This window comes from Mesorhizobium marinum, assembly GCF_040813675.1.
GTDB lineage: Bacteria > Pseudomonadota > Alphaproteobacteria > Rhizobiales > Rhizobiaceae > Mesorhizobium_K > Mesorhizobium_K marinum.
On the sequence record NZ_JBFOCI010000002.1, the window covers coordinates 548,487 to 566,398 of the forward strand.

Here is a 17,912-nt window from a genome sequence, read left to right on the forward strand (position 1 = left end):
CGTACCGCTCCTACTTCTTGGCCAGGTTCGGCGCGATCTTCACGCAGGCTTCGCAGAGCGTCTGGACGGCCTCGACCGACTTCTCGAACATCTTCTGCTCGGCCTTGTTCAGGTCGATCTCGATGACACGCTCGACGCCGCCGGCGCCGATCACGGTCGGCACGCCGACATAGAGGTTCGACACGCCGTACTGGCCGGACAGATGCGCAGCGCAGGGCAGCACGCGCTTCTTGTCCAGGAGATAGGCTTCGGCCATCTGGATGGCGGAAGAGGCCGGGGCATAGTAGGCCGATCCGGTCTTCAGGAGTCCGACGATCTCGGCGCCGCCGTCACGGGTGCGCTGCACGATCTGGTCGAGCTTTTCCTTCGACGTCCAGCCCATCTTGACGAGATCGGGCAGCGGAATGCCGGCAACCGTGGAGTAGCGCGTCAGCGGAACCATCGAGTCGCCGTGGCCGCCGAGCACGAAGGCTGTGACGTCCTCGACCGAGACCTTGAACTCCTCGGCTAGGAAGTAGCGGAAGCGGCCCGAATCGAGCACGCCGGCCATGCCGACCACATGGGTCTTCGGCAGGCCCGAGAACTTCTGCAGCGCCCAGACCATGGCGTCGAGCGGGTTGGTGATGCAGATCACGAATGCCTTGGGCGCATACTTGCGGATGCCGGCGCCGACCTGCTCCATGACCTTGAGGTTGATGCCGATCAGATCGTCGCGGCTCATGCCGGGCTTGCGCGGCACGCCGGCGGTGACGATGCAGACGTCGGCTCCCTCAATGCCCGCATAGTCGTTGACGCCGACGTAGCGCGCGTCGAACCCTTCGACCGGCGAGGACTGGGCGATGTCGAGGCCCTTGCCCTGCGGAATGCCCTCGGCGATGTCGAATAGGACTACGTCGCCGAGCCCCTTGAGCCCGATGAGATGGGCGAGCGTGCCGCCGATCATGCCTGACCCGATGAGGGCGATCTTGTTGCGTGCCATGTGAGGAGTTTTCCCTTAATCCGTCGCTGGGCGGCAAGGCCCGGCTGTCGCGTGAGGCCAGAGAGAAGCGGGCATAGTGCCAGACAATTTCCGCCCTGAAATAACGCCACGCCCAAATAAGTTCAACGGATTAATTTTGGGCAAATATTTTCAATCGGTTAGATATAAAGGGAGTTACGTAAACGTCAAAATAGTATGACATTTTGTTCACGAACAGCCACTGCGGACCAGACAGGATCCGGCATCGTTGCGCTTCGGATCAGGTGGTCAGGCCTGCCTCGACATGGCCCGTCGGCGGCGGCGCGCTCGGGCAGGCGTCCAGCCAGTCGCGGCTCTGCATCTCGATCAGGCGGGAGACGGTGCGGTCGAACTCGAAAGCCTCGGTGCCGCGCTTGCCCTGGTAGAGGTCCTGCGGAGGCGCCTCGGCGCTGACGAACAGCCGGACATGCCTGTCGTAGAGCGTATCGATCAACAGGATGAAACGCTTGGCCTCGTTGCGCCTGGATTCAGCCAGCACCGGCACATGGTCGATGAAGATCGTCGCGTATCGCTCGGCGATGGCGAGATAGTCACGCGCGCCGAGCGGCTTCTCGCACAGCCCCGCGAAACTGAACCGGGCGGCGTCTCCCGCCGCCTGTGGTACCGGCACCTGCCTTCCCTTCACGGCCACCGTATCGGGGGCGACGGGCAGGCCGCGCGCCACCGCTTGCCACGCCTCGTCCATCCTGCGGTCGGTCGCAGCCGAGATCGGCGTCAGGTAGACCGGCATGCCATTGAGCTTCTCCATTCGATAGTCGGTCGGAGAATCCAGGGTCAGAACCTTCGCGTGCTTCTTCAGGAGGCCGATAAACGGCAGGAAGAGCTGACGGTTCAGCCCGTCGCGATAGAGATCGTCCGGGGCGACGTTGGAGGTGGCGACCAGAACCACGCCACTGGCGAACAACGCCGAAAACAGCCTGGAAAGAATCATCGCATCGGCGATGTCGGTGACGGAAAATTCGTCGAAGCAGAGCACCCAGGCCTCGTCAGCCAGGGCCCTCGCGACCGGCGGAATCGGATCGTCCTCGCGCACCGTTCCCTCCTTGCGGGCCTGGCGGTGCTTCTGGATGCGGTCGTGCGCATCCGCCATGAAATCGTTGAAATGCACGCGCCGCTTGCGGCGCACCGGGACGGTTTCGAAAAACAGGTCCATCAGCATGGTCTTGCCGCGCCCCACGCCGCCATGGACGTAGAGGCCGGTAACATGCTCCTGCGCCGCCCGGTTCTTGGCGAACAGCCAGCCGAGCGCGCTCGACTTGCGGGCAAGGCGCTTGGCCCTGATGTCGTTGATCAGGTGGTCGAGTGCGGCGACGACCGTGCGTTGGGCCTGGTCCTCGGCGATCTCGCCGGTCTCGACGAGATGCGCATAGCGCTGCGCGACGGTCGAATGCGGCTCCAGGCCGTCACGCAGGTGCTTGGTCATAATGCGGGAAGCAAGAGGGACTATCTGGAAAGCGAGATAGGCATCCCGGTCGATGTCTGTCCATCGAATTTTTCCGGCCCGGACGAGTAGAGCGTCGCGACCACCGAGCCGCTCTCGTCGTAGAGCGAGAGTTGCTTGCCGGCAACGTTCCAGGCCTTGACCCCGTTCACCGGGGCGGCGCATGCCCGCGAGGCCGCGCGGTTGTTCGAGCCGAGCTTGGTCAGCGACGTGATCAGCTGGCAGCTCTGGCCGGCGACCGACGCATTCCATGCGCCGACGACGTTGCCCGTCGTGATGTCGGGCGCACCTTCTGCCGGCGCGGCGGCGACCTGCGTGGAGGCGCCGGGCGCTTCCGGGAAGCTCGAGGGATCGGCTGTGCCGGGGGACACCGGCGGCGGCAGCGCGGTCGACGAGGTGACAGAGCCCGACGGCGCGGCCTGCAGGGGCTCCGGCTGCTGGTTCATCGAGGAGAAGCGGGTGCTCGAGCAGCCCGCGGCGAACAGCGCCGCCAGCGACACCACGACAAGACCAGTTTTAGACAATGCCATCATTCCCTCCGTCGGGCGGTCACCAGGAGCCGCCGCAGGACCGTTCCTCACCACCCCAACAAGACGGCGAACGTGGCCGAATTTCAGCCTGATATGGTTAAAATTGGGTGTGCAGCCGGATTTGTCGAAAAATTGGTCAACAATTGTAACGGTGTGACTCGCACCGTTCGGTAGCGGGCAGCGGTTCTGCGTTCAGAGGCGACGCGCCTCAACCGGAACGCCCAATTGCTTGCGCGACGGCACAGAGAGCCCGAAATATGTCGGGAAACTGGAAGGCGAACCAATGTCGACGCGTCGCACCGGGAACAACCGCTATTATCGAGGGGCCGAAAGCGACCATTTTCGCGCGGGTCGCTTCTTCAATCCTGAAGGCGAGGCGCCGCGCGGGCTGGCCGACCTGCTGCGCTGGCGCATGTCGCGTGGGCGCAAGGCGTGGCCGGCGTCCTGGCCGAGCCCGTTCCAACCGGCAAAACCGGCCGACCGGCTCGACGGGCCGGCGCTGCGCGTGACCATGGTCGGGCATGCGTCCCTGCTCGTACAGACTTGCGGCATCAACGTGCTGACCGACCCGGTCTGGTCGGACCGGGTTTCGCCGCTATCGTTTGCAGGCCCCAAAAGGGTCAACGCGCCGGGCATCTCGTTCGATGACCTGCCTCCGATCGATCTCGTGCTGGTCAGCCACAACCACTACGACCATCTCGACTGCGCGACACTGGCGCGGATCGACCGCGCCTGCCGTCCGGCCATGATCACCCTGCTCGGCAACGACGGGATCGTCGCAGCAGCGGCGCCGGGCTCGACGGTCACGGCGCATGACTGGGGCGAACGGATCGACATCACGGACAGCATCGCCGTTCATGTCGAGCCCGCGCATCACTGGTCGGCGCGCGGAACGCGCGACCGCCGCATGGCGCTATGGGGCGGGTTCGTGATCGAGACGCCGGCCGGGCGTATCCTGTTTGCGGGAGACACCGGCTTTCACGGCGGCCGGCACTATCGCGCGCTCGCCGACAAGCATGGCGGCTTCCGCCTCGCCATCCTGCCGATCGGCGCATACGAACCGCGCTGGTTCATGGAGGCGCAGCACCAGAACCCGGAGGAAGCGGTCGACGGCATGCTGCTTGCCAACGCCAGCTTCGCCGCGGGTTGCCACTGGGGGACGTTTCCGCTCACCGACGAGGCGATCGACGAGCCTTCCCGGCGCCTCGATGCCGCCCTTGCGGAGAGGGGAATCGACAGCCATCGTTTCCGCGCCATGCGGCCCGGCGAAGTCTGGGACGTGCCACCGGCCTAGCAGACTTGCCGGCACGACACCCAAGGCCGGCCGCACTGGTAATTTGCGGTCGGTTCGGCCATATAGCCCCGGACAGACAGCGGAATACCTTTGCTCATGGCCAGCGCGGCCCCCTTCGCCAAGATGAACGGGCTCGGCAACGACATCATCGTCGCCGACATGCGCGGTCGCGCGGACCGTGTCGCGCCGGCGGCGGCGGTGACGCTCGCGGCCGACCCCGCGACAAAGTTCGACCAGATCATGGCGATCCACGACAGCAGGACGCCCGGCACCGCGAATTTCATCGAGATCATCAATTCCGACGGCTCGATGGCGCAGGCCTGCGGCAACGGCATGCGCTGCGTGGTTCAGGCGCTGGCCGCCGAGACCGGACAGCAGCTTTTCACTTTCGAGACGGTCGCCGGCATTCTCACCGCGCGCGAGCATGAAGACGGGACGATCTCGGTCGACATGGGCGTACCGCGCTTCGGCTGGCAGGACATACCGCTGGAGGAAGAGTTCCGCGACACGCGCATGATCGAGTTGCAGGTCGGGCCGATCGACGCGCCGGTCCTGCATTCGCCCTCGGTCGCCAGCATGGGCAACCCGCATGCCGTGTTCTGGGTCGACAATGACGTCTGGACCTATGAGTTGGACCGGTTCGGCCCGCTCCTCGAGAATCATCCAGTTTTCCCGGAGCGCGCGAACATCTCGATCGCGCAGGTCGCCGCCCCCGATGCGATCACCATTCGCACCTGGGAGCGCGGCGCGGGGCTGACCCGCGCGTGCGGCTCCGCGGCCTGCGCGGTCGCGGTCAGCGCGGCGCGCACCCGCCGCACCGGCCGCGTCGTCACCGTCACCGTGCCGGGAGGACCGCTGCATATCGAATGGCGCGACGACGACCATGTCATCATGACCGGCCCGGCCGAGTGGGAATTCTCCGGCACCTTCGACCCGGCCACCGGCGCCTGGGTGCGCGATACCGAGAGCGCCGCCTGATGGGCATCGACGTCGTCACGTTCGGCTGCCGCCTCAACACCTACGAGTCGGAAGTCATGCGCCGCGAGGCGACGGCCGCGGGCCTCGGCGAGCTCAAGGATGGCGCGGTGATCTTCAATACCTGCGCCGTGACGGCGGAAGCCGTGCGCCAGGCAAAGCAGTCGATCCGCAAGGCGCGCCGCGAAAACCCGAATGCCAGGATCATCGTCACCGGCTGCGCCGCGCAGACCGACCCGGCCGCCTTCTCCGCCATGGGCGAGGTCGACCTCGTGCTCGGCAACGAGGAGAAGCTGAAGGCCCACAACTATCGCGCGCTGCCGGACTTCGGCGTCAACGATCTCGAGAAGGCGCGCGTCAACGACATCTTCTCGGTGCGCGAGACGGCGGGACATCTGGTCGACGCCATCGAGGGAAGGGCGCGGGCCTTCGTGCAGGTGCAGAACGGCTGCGACCACCGCTGCACCTTCTGCATCATCCCTTATGGCCGCGGCAATTCGCGCTCGGTGCCCATGGGAGCGGTGGTCGAGCAGGTGAAGCGGCTGGCCGGCAACGGCTATGCGGAGGTCGTTCTCTCCGGCGTCGACCTGACCAGCTACGGCGCCGACCTTCCAGGCAGCCCGAAGCTCGGCCGGCTGGTGAAGACGATCCTGCGCCAGGTTCCCGACGTCAGGCGGCTCAGGCTCTCCTCCATCGATTCCATCGAGGCCGACGCCGAGCTGATGGAGGCGATTGCGAACGAGAAGCGCCTGATGCCGCATCTGCACCTCTCGCTGCAGTCGGGAGACGACATGATCCTGAAGCGCATGAAGCGCCGTCATCTGCGCGACGATTCGATCCGCTTCTGCCGGGAGGTGCGGGCGCTGCGCCCCGACATCGTGTTCGGCGCGGACATCATCGCCGGCTTCCCGACCGAGACGGAGGGGATGTTCGAGAATTCGCTCAGGGTCGTCGAGGAATGCGGGCTGACGCATCTGCATGTCTTCCCGTTCTCGCCACGCGAAGGCACGCCGGCCGCGCGCATGCCGCAGGTCCGGCGAGAAACGGTCAAGGAACGCGCGACACGGCTGCGTGCCGCCGGGGAGCGGGCCTATGCGAGGCATCTCGCCTCGCTGGCCGGCACGCCGCAGTCGATCCTGGTCGAGCGCGAAGGGCTCGGCCGCACGGAAGGTTTTACCCTGGCGGCGCTCGCCGCCGGCAAGCCGGGCGAGATCGTCAATGCCGTCATCACCGGCCACGACGGCGAACGGCTGACGGCCGTTCCGGCCGCCGACCGGCACAATCGGGTCGCCTGACGCGGATGGCGCTGGGGTTCATCAGGAAGGTGTTTTCGTTCGGTGGGCCGGACGCGCCGCCGGCTCAACCGCCGACGCCACCGGAAACGCCACCAGAGATGCCGCCGGCGCCGCAGCCGGAAACACCTCAGTCGCCGCCTGACTTCCCGCCGCAGCCGGAGCCTGTGCAACCGCGGGAAGTGCCGACCTTTCCGCCTTTGCCGGATGCGCCGGCGCCTACCGAAATGCCCCCCGCCGCGCCGCCTGGGATACCCTCGGCAGGCGACGCTGACCGGGCCGAGGCAGTCGCCGATGTTCCCAACGCTGCGCGACCGGCGGACGATACGCCAGGCGCGGGAGAAGGAACTGCTCCTGGCAGAATCACCGTCGGGAAGGCCGTAGGCGTGGCCGCCCGGGCGGTCGAACCAGCGCCGCCCGAGGCACCGCGACCCGGCTGGTTCCAGCGGCTGAGCCAGGGGCTGGCGCGATCGTCACGCGAACTCACCGGCAATATCGCTGGCGTCTTCACCAAGAAGAAGCTGGACGAGGACACGCTGCAGGACCTCGAGGACGTGCTGATCCGCGCCGACCTCGGCATGGAGACGGCGCTGCGCGTCACCGACGCGCTGTCGGCCAGCCGCTACGGCCGCGACGTGTCGGACGCCGATGTCCGCGCGATCATGGCTGCCGAGATCGAGAAGGTGCTGGCGCCGGTGGCGATGCCCCTGGAACTCGATCTCCGGGTGAAGCCGCATGTCGTTCTGGTGGTCGGCGTCAACGGCACCGGCAAGACCACGACCATCGGCAAGCTGGCCGCCAAGCTGACGGCCGGCGGGCTGAAGGTGACGCTCGCCGCCGGCGACACGTTCCGCGCCGCGGCGATCGAGCAGCTGAAGATCTGGGGTGAGCGCACAGGCTCGCAGGTGGTGTCGTCCAGGCTCGGGGCCGACGCCGCCGGCCTCGCCTTCGAGGCCTACGAGAAGGCGAGGGACGCCGGGTCGGACGTGCTGATCATCGACACGGCGGGCCGGCTCCAGAACAAGGTCGAACTGATGGCCGAGCTCGAAAAGATCGTTCGCGTGCTCGGCAAGCACGATCCGGACGCGCCGCACACGGTGCTGCAGACCGTCGATGCCACCACCGGCCAGAACGCGCTGAGCCAGGTCGAGATCTTCCGCAATGTTGCGGGCGTCAGCGGACTTGTGATGACCAAGCTTGACGGCACCGCGCGCGGAGGCATCCTTGTGGCGATCGCGGCGAAGCACAAGCTGCCCGTCTATTTCATCGGCGTCGGCGAGCAGGTAGACGATCTGGAGCCGTTTTCGGCGGGCGATTTTGCCAGGGCGATCGCGGGAGTCTGACAGCCACACATGAATTCGCCAATCCTCGAACGCGACCCCGCCGACCCGAAGAAGAAAGAGATAAACCCGCTGCTGAAGCTGGCGCTGGAACTCGGGCCTCTGCTGGTCTTCTTTTTTGCCAATGCGCGCGGCGAATGGCTGGTCGGGAAGTTTCCGGCGCTGGCGTCCTTCGGCGGGCCGATCTTCATCGCCACCGGCCTGTTCATGATCGCCACGGCGATCGCGCTTGCCGTATCCTGGTCGCTGACCCGCACCCTGCCGATGATGCCGCTGGTGTCCGGCGTCGTCGTCTTCGTATTCGGCGGGCTGACGCTCTGGCTGCAGGACGACGTCTTCATCAAGATGAAGCCGACCATCATCAACACGCTGTTCGGCGTGGTCCTGCTCGGGGGACTCGCCTTCGGGAAGTCGCTGCTGGGCTACGTCTTCGATTCGGCCTTCAGCCTGGACGCCGAGGGCTGGCGCAAGCTCACGCTGCGCTGGGGCATCTTCTTCTTCGTCCTCGCCATTCTGAACGAGGTGGTCTGGCGTTCCTTTTCGACCGACTTCTGGGTCGCCTTCAAGGTCTGGGCCATCATGCCCATCACGCTGGTCTTCACTTTCAGCCAGATGCCGTTGATCATGCGCCATTCGCTCGACGAGAAATTCAAGAAGAAGTAGCGGGGGGACGATGGACTATATCGGCACGCACGAGGAACTGCGCAGGGTCTACAAGACGCCGGAGCCGACCGCTGGATCGATCCGCAAGGAACTGACGCGGCTCGACGGTCACTGCCGTTCCTTCATTGCCAGAAGCCCGTTCGTGCTGATCGGCTCGTCCGATGGCAAGGGCAATGCCGACGTGACGCCGAAGGGCGACCGACCGGGCTTCGCCGCCGTTGTCGACGACAACACGATCGCCATCCCCGACCGGCCCGGCAACAACCGCCTCGACACGCTGGAGAACATCGTCGTCAATCCGGCGGTAGGCCTGCTCTTCCTCATTCCCGGCATGAACGAGACGCTGCGCGTCAACGGCGAGGCGCGCATCACGGCGGACGCGGCGCTGCGCGAGCGCTTCGCCGTCGAAGGCAAGCCGGCGCTCAGCGTGATCTTGGTGACGGTGAAGGCCGCCTACATGCATTGCGCCAAGGCCTTCATGCGTTCGGAGCTGTGGAAGCCCGAAAGCTGGCCCGATCGCAGCAAGCTTCCGACGCTCGGCCAGATCCTGCGCGACCAGATGGCCATCGACGAACCGGCCGAACAGGCCGACCGACGCCTGGACGCCGATTACAAGGCGACGCTCTGGTAGTCGTCACGGCCGGTAACGCTTTGTAAACCCGCCATGCACGGGCTGCATTGCTGCAATGCGACATCTAATGTTGCACCGCAGCAGCACGCGCCTATCTTGAAGGTGTCAGGGAGGAACAACCGATTCAGCCGCCATCGGGGAGCGGCGAAGAAGGAGCCTCACCATGATCCGCAACCTGATCACCTACGCCCAGCATCGCATCGAGAAGCGCCGCGAGTACAATCGTCTCGCCGCCGAGATTGCCAGCCTGTCGCAGCGCGACCTGGCCGACCTTCGCGCCGACAGGGGCGAAATGCTTCGCCATGTCTACAACAAGGTCTACGGCTGAGCCGACGCGCAGGTCGGCGCGGGCTGGCTTTGCGAACTAACTAGGGCGCTGGTGGCTCGTTTGCCGCCAGCGCCTTTTCAATTGCCGGAAGCAGCGTGGCGGTCACCGCCTTTTGGTCGAGCGGGCCGACATGCTTGAGCAGGATCCGGCCGTCCTTGCCGACAAGGAAGGTTTCGGGCACGCCGTAGACGCCCCAGTCGATCGCCGCACGGCCGGCACCGTCGACGCCGATCGCCGAATACGGATTGCCGAGGCTCCCGAGGAACCGGCGGGCATTCTCAGGCTTATCCTTGTAGTTCAGTCCGGCCACTGCGAATCTCTTGTCTGCCGAGAGGGCGACAAGCAGCGGATGTTCCTCCCGGCAGGGCGCGCACCACGATGCCCAAACGTTCACCAGAGTCACTTTGCCGGCAAATGCCTTGCTGTCGAGGCCGGGTAAATCGATGCCCTCGAGGGGCGCAAGGTTCGTCTCGGGGGCCGGATGGCCGATCAGGGCCGACGGAATCTCGGCGACATCGCGGCCCGAAAGCAGTTGCACAAGGAAGAGCGCGGCCAGTCCCAGGAAGAGGGCAAGCGGCAGCAGCACGACCAGGCGTCGCGGCTTTTGCGATGCGGTCTCGGCGGTCATCGGGCCGCATCCTTGCGGTCGGAGCGCCGGCGCATGCCGCTGGCCTCCAGGTCGCCCATCTCGCGCCGACGCGCCCGGCTGTCGAGCAACACCCATGCAACCAGCCCGACAATCGCCAGGGTCGAGATGCCGTAGGCGGCGGTCACATAAAGCGCGTGCGCGGACATCGTCGTCATCCTTGTCTGCACGGGGGAATACAGGTCGCGTGGCTGCGCGGCAATCTTGCCCGATGCCGCACCGCTAATCGGTCGAGTAGCGCAGCGCCAGCGCGGCGGCCGCCGGGCCGATGACGGCGAGGAACATGGTCAGTGCGGCGAGAATGAGGAAGGGTGGCAGGAACGGGTCCGGCTCGTTGACCGCCGCATAGCTCGCGGAAACGCCGAAAATCAGGACCGGGATGGCGAGCGGCAGCACCAGAACGGACACAAGCAGGCCGCCGCGTGGCAAGGAAACCGCCACCGAGGCGCCCGTGGCCCCGATGAAGGCGATCGCGGGCGTCCCGACCAGCAGCGTCAGCGCCGTCGCGCCGATCGCGACCGGCTCCATGTTGAGCACGAGCCCCAGCACCGGGGCTGCGAGGACCAGCGGCAGCACGCTCGCCGTCCAGTGCGCGAGGCATTTGACGAACACCGTCAGCGCCAGCATGTGGCGATCGGAAGACAACACCAGCACGTCGAGGGAACCGTCCTCGCGGTCGGCCTGGAACAGCCGGTCGAGCCCCAGCAGCGATGCCAGCAGCGCGCCGATCCACAGCACCGCCGGCCCGATCCGGGCGAGCATGTTGAGGTCCGGGCCGAGCGCGAAGGGGATCGTGGCGACGACGGCGAGGAAGAACAGTACGCCGGTGAGCGCCCCGCCTCCGGCGCGGGCAGCGAGGCGGAGTTCGCGGAGGAAGAGCGCGCGCATCGCTACCTTCCCCCCGTTGCAGGGTTGGTCGCCCTACGCATCCTCGCCACCCATCGTCAGTTCCAGCGCCCGCTCCAGTCCGAGCGGCAGGTGGGTTGCGGCGATGATCATGCCGCCCTCCTCGCGGTGGCGGACCATCAGGGACGACAGCTGCCGGGCCGATTCCGCGTCGAGCCCGGCGGTAGGCTCGTCGAGCAGCCATGCGGGCCGGCGGCTGACGAGAAGCCTGGCAATGGCGGCGCGACGTTTCTGGCCGGTGGAAAGGTAGCCGTAGGGCAGGTGAGCGATGCCGCAGAGCCCGACCGCTTCGAGCGCAGTCTCGATCGGTGCGTCCGCGCCCGAAAAGCTGCGCCAGAATGCCAGGTTCTCGGCCACGGACAGGACGGGCTTCATGGCGTTGAGGTGGCCGAGGTAGTGTGCGGCCGACGCGACGGTCGGGAAGTCCTCGCCGCCGCCTTCGACGATGGCGCGGCCGGACGCCGCCGGCAGCAGACCGGCCAGCACGCGCAGCAGCGTCGACTTGCCGGCGCCGTTCGCGCCGGTGACCACCAGCGCTTCGCCCGCGCCGAGCGAAAAGCCGATGTCGGAGAAGACGCGTCGGCCGCCGCGTTCGCCGCACAGATTCTCGGCGATCAGCCGCATCGTCCTCCCCGTTTGACGGTCCCGCGCGCCCGCTGTGCGGCGCAACAAAATTGGCGATTCCGTGTCTAGAACTATTCCAGGAATTTCTCTATATGCGGGATACCAACCCCAGCGGTCGGGGAAGGCAACGATTGTAGCGTCGGGCTGGCGTTTGCGCCGATATTCGGTTCGAACGTTGGGAGCGGACAGCGGAAATGGCCGTACCCGCACCTTTGCGCGTGATTGCATGCCCATCGGAGTCCGTTCCCGTCAGGCCGAACAGACCAGGATGGGATCGCACGTGTCCAAGTCACTCGACAGTTTCAATTGCCGCCGCACCCTCAAGGTGGGAAGCGCGGAGTATGTCTACTACAACCTCATCGAGGCGGAGAAGAACGGCCTGACGGGCGTCTCCCAGCTTCCCTATTCGATGAAGGTGCTGCTGGAGAACCTGCTGCGCAACGAGGACGGGCGCAGCGTCACCAAGGAATCCATCCAGGCGGTCGCCGGCTGGCTGACCGATCGCGGTAAGGCCGGCGTCGAGATTGCCTACCGCCCGGCGCGCGTGCTGATGCAGGACTTCACCGGCGTTCCGGCAGTCGTCGACCTTGCGGCAATGCGCGACGCCATGGCCGCGCTCGGCGGCGATCCCCAGAAGATCAACCCGCTGGTCCCGGTCGACCTCGTCATCGACCATTCGGTCATCGTCGACGAGTTCGGCACGCCGCTCGCGTTCGCCCGCAACGTCGAGCTCGAATACGAGCGCAACCAGGAGCGCTACAACTTCCTCAAGTGGGGCCAGCAGGCGTTCCGCAACTTCCGCGTCGTGCCGCCCGGCACCGGCATCTGCCACCAGGTCAATCTTGAATACCTGGCGCAGACGGTTTGGACGATGACCGGCGAGGATGGCGACGTGGTCGCCTATCCGGACACCTGCGTGGGCACCGATTCGCACACCACCATGGTCAACGGCCTCGGCGTGCTCGGCTGGGGCGTCGGCGGCATCGAGGCCGAGGCCGCGATGCTCGGCCAGCCCGTCTCGATGCTGCTGCCCGAGGTCATCGGCTTCCGCCTGACCGGCAAGCTGAAGGAGGGCGTCACCGCCACCGACCTGGTGCTGACCGTGACCCAGATGCTGCGCAAGAAGGGCGTCGTCGGCAAGTTCGTGGAGTTCTTCGGCCCCGGCCTCTCCAACATGACGCTCGCCGACCGCGCGACGATCGGCAACATGGCGCCGGAATACGGCGCGACCTGCGGCTTCTTCCCGGTCGATTCCGAGACCATCCGCTATCTCACCATGTCCGGCCGCGCCGAAAACCGCATCGAACTGGTGGAAGCCTATTCGAAGGCGCAGGGGATGTGGCGCGACAAGGATTCGGCCGATCCTGTCTTCACCGACCTGCTCGACCTCGACCTCGCAACCGTGGTTCCGTCGATGGCCGGCCCGAAGCGGCCGGAGGGACGCGCGGCGCTGGAGGACATCGCTTCGAACTTCGCCAAGGCGCTCGAGGCGGAATACAAGAAGACCGCCAACGTCGACCGCCGCTATGCCGTCGAAGGCGAGAACTTCGACCTCGGCCATGGCGACGTGGTGATCGCCGCGATCACGTCCTGCACCAACACGTCCAACCCGAGCGTCCTGATGGGTGCCGGCCTGCTCGCCCGCAACGCCAACCGTGTCGGGCTGAAGCAGAAGCCCTGGGTCAAGACGTCGCTGGCGCCGGGAAGCCAGGTCGTTGCCGAGTATCTCGAAAAGTCGGGCCTGCAGAAGGAACTCGACCAGATCGGGTTCAACCTGGTCGGCTTCGGCTGCACGACCTGCATCGGCAATTCCGGCCCGCTGCCGGGGCCGATCTCCAGGACAATCAACGAGAAGGGCCTGATCGGGGCTGCCGTGCTTTCGGGCAACCGCAACTTCGAGGGCCGCGTCTCACCGGACGTCCAGGCCAACTACCTGGCGTCGCCGCCGCTGGTCGTCGCCTATGCGCTGGCCGGAACGGTGACGAAGGACCTGACCACCGAACCGCTCGGCGAGGACCGCGACGGCAAGCCGGTCTACCTCAAGGACATCTGGCCGACGACGCAGGAGATCGAGGCGTTCATCGCCGAGAACGTCACCCGCGAACTGTTCGCACGCAAATATGCCGACGTCTTCAAGGGCGACGAGAACTGGCGCGCGGTGCAGGCGCCGGAAGGCCAGACCTACACCTGGAACGACGACTCGACCTACGTGCAGAACCCGCCATACTTCGTCGGCATGGGCGCGAAGCCGGGCGCGATCGGCGAGATCAAGGGCGCCCGGGTGCTCGGCCTGTTCGGCGACAAGATCACCACCGACCACATCTCGCCGGCCGGTTCGATCAAGGCGGCCTCGCCGGCCGGCAAGTACCTGACGGATCATGGCGTCGGCGTCGCCGACTTCAACCAGTACGGCACGCGGCGCGGCAATCACGAGGTGATGATGCGCGGCACCTTCGCGAACATCCGCATCCGCAACCACATGCTCGGCGAGAACGGCAAGGAAGGCGGCTTCACGATCCACTATCCCTCCAAGGAGGAGATGTCGATCTACGACGCCGCGATGCTCTACAAGCAGGAAGGGGTTCCGCTCGTCATCTTCGCCGGCGTCGAGTACGGCAACGGCTCGTCGCGCGACTGGGCAGCCAAGGGCACCAACCTGCTCGGCGTGAGGGCGGTCATCGCACAGTCATTCGAGCGTATCCACCGCTCCAACCTCGTCGGCATGGGCGTCGTGCCCTTCGTCTTCGAGGAAGGAACGTCGTGGGCGTCGCTCGGGCTCAAGGGCGACGAGACCGTCACCATCGACGGGCTGGAGCAGATCCGTCCGCGCCAGAAGATGACCGCCACGGTGACCTATGGCGACGGCACGGTGAAGAACGTGCCGATCCTTTGCCGCATCGATACCGTCGACGAACTGGAGTACTTCAGGAACGGCGGCATCCTGCAGTATGTGCTGCGCGATCTCGCAGCGTAAGCCGGCTAGTGCGGCCTCGCCTGGATATACGGGCGAGGCCGTCTCGGCCTTGCGCCGGTGTTTCACTGCAACGTGACTTCCTCTCGCAGTAGCTGTCTGGCAAGCATTCCGGCAAAAGAAAACAAAAAGGCTGGTCCCGCCGCCGGGGCCGGAACGCTCATGAGACGATGGGTTCTGCTTTGGATCGCGGCTGCGGCGACGATTTTCGGCGCGCCGCCGTCGTTCGCCGGCGAAGTCCAGAAGCCAAAGGGCGTGGTCGAGCTGTTCACCAGCCAGGGTTGCAACTCCTGCCCGCCAGCCGACGCCGTGCTCGCCAGGCTTGCGGCGCGCGGCGAAGTGGTCGCGCTCGGCTATCACGTCGACTACTGGGACTATCTCGGCTGGAAGGATACGCTGGCCCAGCCCGAGAATACCGAGCGCCAGAAGCTGTACGGCAAGGCATTCGGAAAACGCGAGGTCTATACGCCGCAGGCCGTCATCAACGGGCGTACCCATGTGAAGGGCGGCAAGCGGGGTGCGGTGGAAGCCGCCCTTGTCGAGTTGGAGCGAACGGGCAAGGGGCTGTCGGTGGAGATCACCGTTACCCGCGTCGGCGACAGCGTGCTGATCGATGCCGCCGGTTCGCCAGGCGGCATCGGGAACGCGCATCTGGTGCTGGTCCAGTTCGATCCCGTGAAACCCATCGTGATCGAGCGCGGCGAGAACAAGGGCCGAACGATCAGCTACGCCAATCCTGTGACGAGCATCCAGACAGCCGGGATGTGGCATGGCAAGGCCGCGCGTTTCGAACTGCCGCGCAGCGAGATCAACAAGAAGGGCGGGTGCGCCATCCTGCTTCAGGCCATGGGCGAGGACGGGCTTCCGGGCCCGATCCTCGGCGCGGCGATCGTCGCACCGGAAACCCAGGCCCCATAGCGGGCATCGAGACAACAAAAAACCGGCGTCAGGCGATCCCGACACCGGTCTGTGATCCGTGATTGTGACCCCGGCTGTTCTCCGGAGAAGGCCGAGGTTGGTTCGATCCGACGCAGACCCGTGGGCGGGGGGCTTGGGGTTTACGAGCCGGTGCCGGACCGAACCGTCTCAGGCAACACGCGTAAGGTCGTCGGACATCGTGGCTTCAGCGCGGATAAAAAGCGGCAGGATTGTGGCGCAACATCACCAATCACTACAATGTGTATCAGCTTGTTATCGACCTGTGAGATAAGGTCCGAGCCTGCCCGAAGCGGTCCCGTCGGGGTTGCAATTCCAGCCTGAAAACGTCACGCTCGCACCGTCACGGAAACGTTGCGAAAGGTGATCGAATCATGGATCGCGCAGGCGGGACGGAGGGCGGGGACGATTCCTCAGTACTGATACCGCTGCACGAGGCTCGGCGCGAGCGACAAGGCATGCCGGTCACGTTTCAGCGGCGCGAACTCGACCAGATCCTAAGACTCTACGGGCGGATGGTCGCTGCAAACGAATGGCGCGACTACGCCATCGATCACCTGTCCGACCGGGCTGTGTTCTCGGTATTCCGGCGCACCAGCGAGACGCCGCTCTACAGCATCGCGAAGACACCGGCGCTGGCGCGCCGGCAGGGCATGTGGTCGGTGGTTTCGGTGACCGGCCAAATCCTCAAGCGCGGGCACGAACTGACCAACGTGCTTTCCGTTTTCGACAGGACGTTGAGACTGGTCGAGGCCTGATTTCGAAACGCTATCCTGCTGCATGCAGGGCGCGCAGCAGATTTCGTGTGGCCGAGGGCGTCAACGGGCCGCCGTCAGGTCGCCTTCGCAAACTTCCGTTCCGGCAGCGAATCCGGATCCGGTGCAGTCGAGGCGCCGCCGTTCATCGACAGTTGCATGAAGGTGGTGTCCAGCCAGCGGCCGTGCTTGTAGCCGGACCCTTCAAGGCGGCCGCTGTGGCGAAAGCCCATGCGCTGGTGGAGCCTGACCGAAGCGCTTCCGGAGTGGCCGTCGCCGATGACCGCGATCATCTGCCGGAAGCCCAGTCGTTCGGCATCCGCGATCAGTCTTTCGAGCAGGAGCCCGCCCAGGCCCCGGCCCTTGGCTTCGGGCGCGATGTAGATCGAGTTCTCGACGACGAAGCGGTACGCGGGGCGTGGACGGAATGGACCGGCGTAGGCGTAGCCGGCCACCCGGCCGGCGCTTGTCGCGACAAGATAGGGAAAGCCGCCGGCCGCCAGGGTCTCGAAGCGCGCCGCCATCTCGGCCCGGGTGGGCGGCTCCAGCTCGTAGCTCGCCGTGCCGTTGCGGACCGCATCGGCATAGATGTCGGTGATCGCATCGAGGTCGGCTGCCGTCGCCGGGCGGATTGCAGGGTCGCTCACTCGGATCACTCCGCTTTCGGGGCCGGCAGATGAAAGCGAGCCGTTCGCCAAAAGGAAAGGGCGGCCCCTTGGGCCGCCCTTCATTCTTTGCTCCAGTCCCCGACCCGCTGCGTTACTCGCGGTTGCCGAGGAACGACAGCAGGAAGGTGAACAGGTTGATGAAGTCGAGATAGAGCGTCAGCGCGCCCATGATCGCCTTGCGGCCGGCGACCAGAACCTCGTCGCCCTCGAAATACATCTCCTTGATCTTCTGCGTGTCGTAGGCGGTCAGGCCGGCGAAGATCAGCACGCCGATCGCCGAGATGGCGAACTGCATGGCCGGCGAGGCCAGGAAGATGTTGACCACCATCGCGATGATGAGACCGATCAGGCCCATGAACAGGAAGGTGCCCATTCCGGTCAGGTCGCGCTTGGTCGTGTAGCCCCACAGCGACAGCGCGCCGAAGGCGGCCGCCGTGATGAAGAAGGTCTGCACGATGCTCTGCGCCGTGTAGACCAGGAAGATCGACGACAGCGACAGGCCCATCAGCGCGGCGAAGACCCAGAATGCGGTCTGCGCGCCCGAGACGCTCATCGTGTGGACGCGGGCGCTCAGGAAGAACACCATGCCGAGCGGCGCGAGCATGACGACCCAGCGCAGCGGCGAGCCGTAGAGGGCGGCGCCGAGGCCGGTCAGCATCTTGCCGTTGCCGAGCGTGGCGACGGCGGCCGACGGATCGTTGGTCGTGGCCATCATCATCGTTGCCAGCGCGGCGACGCCCGTGATGGCGAGGCCCAGCGCCATCAGGTTGTAGACCTTGAGCATGTAGGCGCGCAGGCCCTCGTCTATCGAGGTATCGACGCGACTGCCGGCGTTCGGCACCGCTCGCGTCTGATAGTTGCGGAGTTCAGCCATTGGATTCCTCTATTGCTTCT

Annotated in this window: 19 protein-coding genes; 10 read left to right on the forward strand and 9 right to left on the reverse strand. The window is 65.8% G+C overall.

Features of this window, described 5'->3' with window-relative positions; all coding sequences use genetic code 11:
* Nucleotides 1-10: 10 nt before the first annotated feature.
* The 3 genes from mdh to ABUE31_RS08230 form a co-directional block, all read right to left on the reverse strand.
* Nucleotides 11-979 carry a malate dehydrogenase gene (gene mdh / locus ABUE31_RS08220; RefSeq protein WP_367723043.1) on the reverse strand — a complete coding sequence of 323 codons (969 nt, stop codon included), beginning with the start codon at nucleotides 977-979 and terminating at the stop codon, nucleotides 11-13.
* 259 nt (nucleotides 980-1,238) lie between these two features.
* A complete protein-coding gene (zapE, locus tag ABUE31_RS08225) occupies nucleotides 1,239-2,441 on the reverse strand; it encodes a cell division protein ZapE (RefSeq protein WP_367723044.1) in 1,203 nt (400 codons plus the stop codon).
* A 20-nt stretch (nucleotides 2,442-2,461) separates the two neighbouring features.
* The gene (locus tag ABUE31_RS08230; protein ID WP_367723045.1) at nucleotides 2,462-2,989 is read right to left on the reverse strand and encodes an AprI/Inh family metalloprotease inhibitor; all 528 of its coding nucleotides are present in this window, start codon (nucleotides 2,987-2,989) and stop codon (nucleotides 2,462-2,464) included.
* A 283-nt stretch (nucleotides 2,990-3,272) separates the two neighbouring features.
* Here ABUE31_RS08230 and ABUE31_RS08235 point away from each other — a divergent pair, with 283 nt between their 5' ends.
* From ABUE31_RS08235 to ABUE31_RS08265, 7 genes are all read left to right on the forward strand, one after another.
* Nucleotides 3,273-4,283 (forward strand): MBL fold metallo-hydrolase, encoded by a 1,011-nt coding sequence (locus ABUE31_RS08235; RefSeq protein WP_367723046.1) that lies wholly within the window; start codon nucleotides 3,273-3,275, stop codon nucleotides 4,281-4,283.
* Nucleotides 4,284-4,379: 96 nt separating this feature from the next.
* The gene (dapF, locus tag ABUE31_RS08240) at nucleotides 4,380-5,261 is read left to right on the forward strand and encodes a diaminopimelate epimerase (protein WP_367723047.1); all 882 of its coding nucleotides are present in this window, start codon (nucleotides 4,380-4,382) and stop codon (nucleotides 5,259-5,261) included.
* Complete coding sequence (gene mtaB / locus ABUE31_RS08245) at nucleotides 5,261-6,553, forward strand: tRNA (N(6)-L-threonylcarbamoyladenosine(37)-C(2))-methylthiotransferase MtaB (RefSeq protein ID WP_367723048.1); 1,293 nt, start codon at nucleotides 5,261-5,263, stop codon at nucleotides 6,551-6,553. Before dapF ends, mtaB begins: the two co-directional genes overlap by 1 nt.
* A gap of 5 nt (nucleotides 6,554-6,558) precedes the next feature.
* On the forward strand, nucleotides 6,559-7,893 hold the full coding sequence (gene ftsY / locus ABUE31_RS08250) for a signal recognition particle-docking protein FtsY (protein WP_367723049.1): 1,335 nt from the start codon (nucleotides 6,559-6,561) through the stop codon (nucleotides 7,891-7,893).
* Between the two features lie 9 nt (nucleotides 7,894-7,902).
* The gene (locus ABUE31_RS08255; RefSeq protein WP_367723050.1) at nucleotides 7,903-8,553 is read left to right on the forward strand and encodes a septation protein A; all 651 of its coding nucleotides are present in this window, start codon (nucleotides 7,903-7,905) and stop codon (nucleotides 8,551-8,553) included.
* Between the two features lie 10 nt (nucleotides 8,554-8,563).
* Entirely contained in the window at nucleotides 8,564-9,184 is a 621-nt protein-coding gene (locus tag ABUE31_RS08260) for a pyridoxamine 5'-phosphate oxidase family protein (RefSeq protein ID WP_367723051.1), read from the forward strand.
* 163 nt (nucleotides 9,185-9,347) lie between these two features.
* Nucleotides 9,348-9,512, forward strand: coding sequence for a hypothetical protein (locus tag ABUE31_RS08265; protein WP_367723052.1), 165 nt, complete (start codon nucleotides 9,348-9,350; stop codon nucleotides 9,510-9,512).
* Between the two features lie 40 nt (nucleotides 9,513-9,552).
* Here ABUE31_RS08265 and ABUE31_RS08270 read toward each other — a convergent pair whose 3' ends face one another.
* The 4 genes from ABUE31_RS08270 to ccmA all read right to left on the reverse strand — a co-directional run bounded on the left by ABUE31_RS08270 (nucleotide 9,553) and on the right by ccmA (nucleotide 11,922).
* Nucleotides 9,553-10,140 carry a DsbE family thiol:disulfide interchange protein gene (locus ABUE31_RS08270; RefSeq protein WP_367723053.1) on the reverse strand — a complete coding sequence of 196 codons (588 nt, stop codon included), beginning with the start codon at nucleotides 10,138-10,140 and terminating at the stop codon, nucleotides 9,553-9,555.
* Nucleotides 10,137-10,307, reverse strand: a complete 171-nt coding sequence (gene ccmD, locus ABUE31_RS08275; RefSeq protein WP_367723054.1) for a heme exporter protein CcmD — start codon at nucleotides 10,305-10,307, stop codon at nucleotides 10,137-10,139. The genes ABUE31_RS08270 and ccmD overlap by 4 nt, the downstream gene beginning before the upstream one ends.
* A gap of 73 nt (nucleotides 10,308-10,380) precedes the next feature.
* Nucleotides 10,381-11,046, reverse strand: a complete 666-nt coding sequence (gene ccmB, locus ABUE31_RS08280) for a heme exporter protein CcmB (RefSeq protein ID WP_367723055.1) — start codon at nucleotides 11,044-11,046, stop codon at nucleotides 10,381-10,383.
* A 33-nt stretch (nucleotides 11,047-11,079) separates the two neighbouring features.
* Nucleotides 11,080-11,922: a heme ABC exporter ATP-binding protein CcmA gene (gene ccmA / locus ABUE31_RS08285; protein ID WP_437344090.1), complete on the reverse strand. Its 843-nt coding sequence runs from the start codon at nucleotides 11,920-11,922 to the stop codon at nucleotides 11,080-11,082.
* Between the two features lie 34 nt (nucleotides 11,923-11,956).
* Between ccmA and acnA the strand changes: the two genes are divergently transcribed.
* The 3 genes from acnA (at nucleotide 11,957) to ABUE31_RS08300 (ending at nucleotide 16,353) form a co-directional block, all read left to right on the forward strand.
* Nucleotides 11,957-14,662, forward strand: a complete 2,706-nt coding sequence (acnA, locus tag ABUE31_RS08290) for an aconitate hydratase AcnA (protein WP_367723057.1) — start codon at nucleotides 11,957-11,959, stop codon at nucleotides 14,660-14,662.
* Between the two features lie 159 nt (nucleotides 14,663-14,821).
* A complete protein-coding gene (locus tag ABUE31_RS08295) occupies nucleotides 14,822-15,577 on the forward strand; it encodes a DUF1223 domain-containing protein (protein ID WP_367723058.1) in 756 nt (251 codons plus the stop codon).
* Between the two features lie 389 nt (nucleotides 15,578-15,966).
* Nucleotides 15,967-16,353 (forward strand): DUF2794 domain-containing protein, encoded by a 387-nt coding sequence (locus ABUE31_RS08300; RefSeq protein WP_367723594.1) that lies wholly within the window; start codon nucleotides 15,967-15,969, stop codon nucleotides 16,351-16,353.
* 74 nt (nucleotides 16,354-16,427) lie between these two features.
* Here ABUE31_RS08300 and ABUE31_RS08305 read toward each other — a convergent pair whose 3' ends face one another.
* On the reverse strand, nucleotides 16,428-16,997 hold the full coding sequence (locus tag ABUE31_RS08305) for a GNAT family N-acetyltransferase (RefSeq protein WP_367723059.1): 570 nt from the start codon (nucleotides 16,995-16,997) through the stop codon (nucleotides 16,428-16,430).
* A gap of 112 nt (nucleotides 16,998-17,109) precedes the next feature.
* On the reverse strand, nucleotides 17,110-17,892 hold the full coding sequence (locus ABUE31_RS08310) for a Bax inhibitor-1/YccA family protein (protein ID WP_367723060.1): 783 nt from the start codon (nucleotides 17,890-17,892) through the stop codon (nucleotides 17,110-17,112).
* Nucleotides 17,893-17,912: the final 20 nt, after the last annotated feature.